The organism is Natrinema soli, from assembly GCF_028618695.1.
Map to the genome: position 1 here is coordinate 1 of NZ_JAQIVI010000808.1, position 4573 is coordinate 4573.

Below are 4573 nucleotides of genomic sequence, written 5' to 3' on the forward strand. Positions count from 1 at the left end.
CGTGGGCGAGCGCGGCCACCACGCTCGAGTCGACCCCGCCAGAGAAGGCCACGAGGACCCCGTCCCGGCCGGCGAGGTCGGTACGGGCGGCCTCGAGTTTCGCCTCGACCGTTGTCATGGCTCGAGGTTCGAACCGGACGGGCAAAAGGACGTTGTCGTCCGCGGCTCACGTGGGGTTCGTCAGATCTCGACGGGACGGTCGCGCTCGGCGCTTTCCGACAGCGCATCGAGCACCCGCATATTGGCGATCGCCTCGTCGCCGTCCGTTCGCGGGGTCCGGTCGGCGGCGACGCAGTCGGCGAAGTGATCGATCTCGAGCCGGAACTGGTCGACCGGATCGAACGTCTCGACGCCGTGACGGCCGTCGATACGGTACTCGAGGGACAGTTCCCCCTCGGGGATATCGAACGCGTCCTGGACCTCGACCCAGCCGTTGGTCGCCTCGATACGGTAGCGCTGGACGCCTTCGGTGTCGAAGCCCGACGAGACCCGACCGGTCGCCCCGCCCGCGTACTCGAGGAGTCCGGTCAGCTCCGTCTCGACGCCGGCGTCGCGGGTGTCGGTCGCGGTCGCGTACGCCCGCTCCGGCTCGCCGAGGACCTGACGAACCACGGAGACGGCGTAGCAGCCGACGTCCATCAGGCTCCCGCCCGCCAGCTTGGGCGAGAGGCGAATGTCTTCCGTCCGGTCGAGCCGGTACTTGAACGTCGCCGTCACCGAACGCACGTCCTCGAGCTCGTCGCGCGCCAGAGCGAACGCGCGCTCGGTTCGCGGATGATACTGGTACATGAACGCCTCCATCAGGGTCACGCCCTGATCCGCACAGTAGTCGACGACGTCGCGCGCTTCCTCGGCGTCGACCGCCAGCGGCTTCTCACAGAGGACGTCGAGCCCGGCGTCGGCCGCGCGTTTCGTCCACTCCGCGTGCAGGGCGTTCGGCAGCGGGATATAGAGGGCGTCAACGTCGGCGTTCGCAATGAGTGCGTCGTAGTCGCCGTAGGACTCCTCGATCCCGTCGTCCGCCGCAACGGTGCGCGCATCGGATTCGTCGCGGGACGCGATTGCCGTTACGTCGTGGTCGCTGGCTTCGATTCCCGGGAGGAACGCCTTCTGTGCGATGCCCGCCGTACTGAGGACGCCGAAATCCATGCCCGTGTGTTTCGCGAACGCGTATAAATATTCCAGCAGTCGGCGGTGAGCGGTGACCGCCGCGCCCACCGAATCATCGCTGCCGCCGACTCGTTCACGGCCGGGACGCGGGGACCAGTAAACAGCGCGCCGGAGGGTTAAGGGGATATCCGTGGTAGCACGGATACCGAGACTACGATGTCTGTATCCGATCTCCTTCGACCGATCATCGACACCGAGGGCGACACCGAAGCCACCGACGAGCACTCGCGGCTGGAACACGCGACCGGCGCGGCTGTCCGCGGGATTCAGGCGGGGTTCGTTGCGACGCTCATCATGACCGCCTTTCGCCTGCCGATCCTGCGCTCGCTGCCGCCGTCGGCGAACTTCTGGTCGCAGTACGTCGCCGGCGGCGATCCGGACGATCACCCGGTCGCCGGCCTCGCCCTCCACCTGCTTTACGGGGTCAGTTCGGGCGTGGTATTCGGCGCGCTATTCTCCCTGTACGACGCCGGCCGATCCATCGAACCCGAACAGCGCGGGCTCGTCTGGGGCTCGATCTACGGCATGGTCCTGTCGGCCTTCGGCGCGCAGGTCATGCTGAAGGAACTGCTCGATATTCGCCTCGAGGCCGACGAACTCGCGCTGTTCCACGCGGGACACCTCGTCTACGGCCTCTCGCTCGGGGCCTGGGTCGGGTCACGGACCGAGGGCGTCGAGGATCCGGAACGGGAGTACGAGTACGATAGCGGCAACTGACCGGCTCCCCGTTTCGCTGATTTTGCCGTCGGTTCTCGACCACCTGTGACGGTCTCATCGGTCAGACGATTCCGCCCTTTCGAACGACTTATCTTTGACTGGCCGGTAAGTCAGTTATCGACCTGACTGGCCAGCCAGTCACGGAGCCCGAATGACTACGACACAGAACGAACTCATGGAAGCGACCTACGTGGCCCTCTGCAAACACGGCTACGCGTCGCTCCGCATGCAAGACATCGCCGCCGAATCGTCGAAGAGTAAGGGGACCCTCCACTACCACTACGATAGCAAACAGGAGCTGCTGTCCGCGTTCCTGGCGTACCTGTACGACTCGTTCGTCGCCCGGATCGACGCCCTCGAGGCCGACAGTCCGGACGAGCGCCTGCGAGCCCTGATCGAGACCGTCCTCTCCCCGCGAGACGAAGAGACGGAGCAGGAGTTCCGGACGGCCCTCCTCGAGATCAAGGCCCAAGGGCCCTACGACGACGAGTTCAGGGTGCAACTCGAGGCGTTCGATCGCCTCCTCCACGACCGCCTCGAGACGACCTTGCTGGACGGGCAGGAACGGGGCACCTTCCGGGACGATTTCGATGCCGAGCCGATCGCCGATTTCCTCGTGACGGTGCTGAACGGGGCACAGACGCGTCACGTCGCCGTCGGTCACCCGCCGGAGCAGACGCGCGTACAACTCCTCGACTACGTCGACCGCCATCTCGTCGCTGCGACCGACGCGGACGCCACGAACGGGACGGACGATGCGGACGCCGCGGAGGAACGCTCGCCGTGAGCCTCCGCCAACACGTCGACGCCATCTTCAAATCCCCCGAGGAACTCGATCTCACGACCGGCGGCATCGCGAAGCCGCTGCTGTATCTCTCGGTTCCGCTCATCATCACGAATCTGCTCCAGGTCGCCTACAACCTCGCGGACACGTTCTGGCTGGGCCAGTACAGCACGACCTCTCTCGCCGCGATCAGCTTCGCGTTCCCGATGGTGTTCTTCCTCATCGCGCTCGCGCTCGGCGTGTCGGTCGCCGGGAGCGTCCTCGTCGCGCAGTACACGGGTGCCGGCAGGGAGCGCGACGCCGAGTACGCCGCCGCGCAGACGGTGACGTTCGCCGTGATCATCTCGCTCGTTCTGGGCGCGGTCGGCTACCTCTTCATCGACGAGGTGCTCGCGTTACTCGGGGCGTCAGACAGTATCGCACCCCTCGCCGCGTCGTACATGCGCGTGTTCGCGCTCGGCCTGAGCGCCGTCTTCGGCTTCTTCGTCTTCATCGCGCTCATGCGGGGGTACGGCGACACCGTCACGCCGATGCTGGTCATGTTCGGCTCGGTCGTCCTCAATATCGTCCTCGATCCGTTCCTCATCTTCGGGTTCCGGAACAACCCCCTGTTCGGCTATCTGGGGCTGGGCGGCGTCGAAGCGCAGCTGTTCGAGCTGACCGCCTACGCCGGCTCCGGCATCGAGGGTGCGGCGATCGCGACCGTCGCGTCGAGAGTGCTGGCGTTCGCGGTCGGCCTCGCGATCCTGTTCCGCGGCAGTCACGGCGTTCAGATCCACCTCGAGCAGATGCGTCCCGATCTCGGCTACCTGCGCCGACTCTTCGATATCGGGATGCCGGCCTCGGTCGAGGGGACGACGCGCGCGCTCTCGATCAACCTCCTGCTCGTGATCATCGCAGCATTCCCGGAGACGGTCGTGGCGGCGTACGGCATCGGAACGCGCGTGTTCTCCGTCATCTTCCTCCCGGCGATCGCGTTCTCGCAGGGAATTGAGACGATGACTGGACAGAACATGGGCGCCGGAAAGATCGATCGAGCGGCCCGCACGAACCACTTCGGCGCGAAGGTGATGCTCGTCGGGCTCACCCTCCTCGGCGGCCTCGTCTTCCTCGCGGCGGAGCCGATTATCGCGGTCTTCACGACCGATCCGGCCGTCGTCGCGGAGGGAGCCGTCTTCCTCCAGTACACGGCGCTGACGTTCGGGTTCATGGGCGTCCTTCGCGCGTACAGCGGCGGCTTCCGTGGCTCCGGCCACACGCTCATCGCGGCGGTCATTTCGGTCATCACCCTCGGTATCATTCGGTTCCCGCTCGCCTGGGTGGGTGCCGAGCGGTTCGGCTCGACCGGCGTCTGGCTCGCGTTCGCGATTTCGACGATCGCCGGCGCGTTCATCGCCACGGCCTGGTTCCTCCGGGGAACGTGGCGCGAGGGCGATCTGACGGACGGTGCTGGCTCCGACTCGGTCGACCCCGGCAAGCCGCTCGAGGCCGTCGAACCGGCGGACGACGACTGACAGACGACGGCTGACGGACGCCGACGAACGCGAGTTGAGCGGGTCAGGATCCGACGGCCGCCACCAGTTCCTCGACGTCTTCCTCGAGTCGACTCGCGTACTCGAGTCGCAGCTCGCGGGCGTCGGCTTTCGTCACGTACTGACGGCCGTCGATCTGCGTCGAGATCGGGTGGTAGTCGCTGACGGTGAACCCCATCCGCTCGAGGTAGCCCGCGACGGCCGGTGACTCGAGGCCGCGATTGATCGCCGACTCGGCGAGATCACGGACGGTTTCGAACGCAGGAAGGGCGATCCCGTCGTCCGTGACGTGGCCGGGTCGGGCCCGCGGGACGCCGCTGTCGCTCGCGATTCCGCCGTCGTCGCTCTCCTGGCGGCCGCCGTCTCTCTC

4 protein-coding genes and 2 pseudogenes are annotated in these 4573 nt (G+C 66.5%); 3 read left to right on the top strand and 3 right to left on the bottom strand.

The annotated features are described in order from the left end of the window. Window positions 1–118 (bottom strand): annotated as a pseudogene (locus PGX04_RS33065) (ATP-dependent sacrificial sulfur transferase LarE); the annotation flags it as partial. A gap of 62 nt (window positions 119–180) precedes the next feature. After that, on the bottom strand, window positions 181–1149 hold the full coding sequence (locus tag PGX04_RS33070; RefSeq protein WP_273742348.1) for a Gfo/Idh/MocA family protein: 969 nt from the start codon (window positions 1147–1149) through the stop codon (window positions 181–183). 177 nt (window positions 1150–1326) lie between these two features. On the opposite strand from PGX04_RS33070, the gene PGX04_RS33075 reads away from it, so the two are divergent. The 3 genes from PGX04_RS33075 (at window position 1327) to PGX04_RS33085 (ending at window position 4185) form a co-directional block, all read left to right on the top strand. Then, window positions 1327–1887, top strand: coding sequence for a DUF6789 family protein (locus PGX04_RS33075; protein ID WP_273742349.1), 561 nt, complete (start codon window positions 1327–1329; stop codon window positions 1885–1887). Between the two features lie 151 nt (window positions 1888–2038). Then, a complete protein-coding gene (locus PGX04_RS33080; RefSeq protein ID WP_273742350.1) occupies window positions 2039–2674 on the top strand; it encodes a TetR/AcrR family transcriptional regulator in 636 nt (211 codons plus the stop codon). Continuing rightward, window positions 2671–4185 (top strand): MATE family efflux transporter, encoded by a 1515-nt coding sequence (locus PGX04_RS33085; protein WP_273742351.1) that lies wholly within the window; start codon window positions 2671–2673, stop codon window positions 4183–4185. Before PGX04_RS33080 ends, PGX04_RS33085 begins: the two co-directional genes overlap by 4 nt. A 43-nt stretch (window positions 4186–4228) precedes the next feature. Here the strand turns inward: PGX04_RS33085 and PGX04_RS33090 are convergent. Beyond that, a pseudogene (locus PGX04_RS33090) lies at window positions 4229–4573 on the bottom strand (glutamate--cysteine ligase); the annotation flags it as partial.

Excerpts from the sequence above, each read along its gene's own strand:
- PGX04_RS33075 (WP_273742349.1), top strand. The coding sequence starts at position 1,327 with ATGTCTGTATCCGATCTCCTTCGACCGATCATCGACACCGAGGGCGAC.
- PGX04_RS33080 (WP_273742350.1), top strand. The coding sequence starts at position 2,039 with ATGACTACGACACAGAACGAACTCATGGAAGCGACCTACGTGGCCCTC.
- PGX04_RS33070 (WP_273742348.1), bottom strand. The coding sequence starts at position 1,149 with ATGGATTTCGGCGTCCTCAGTACGGCGGGCATCGCACAGAAGGCGTTC.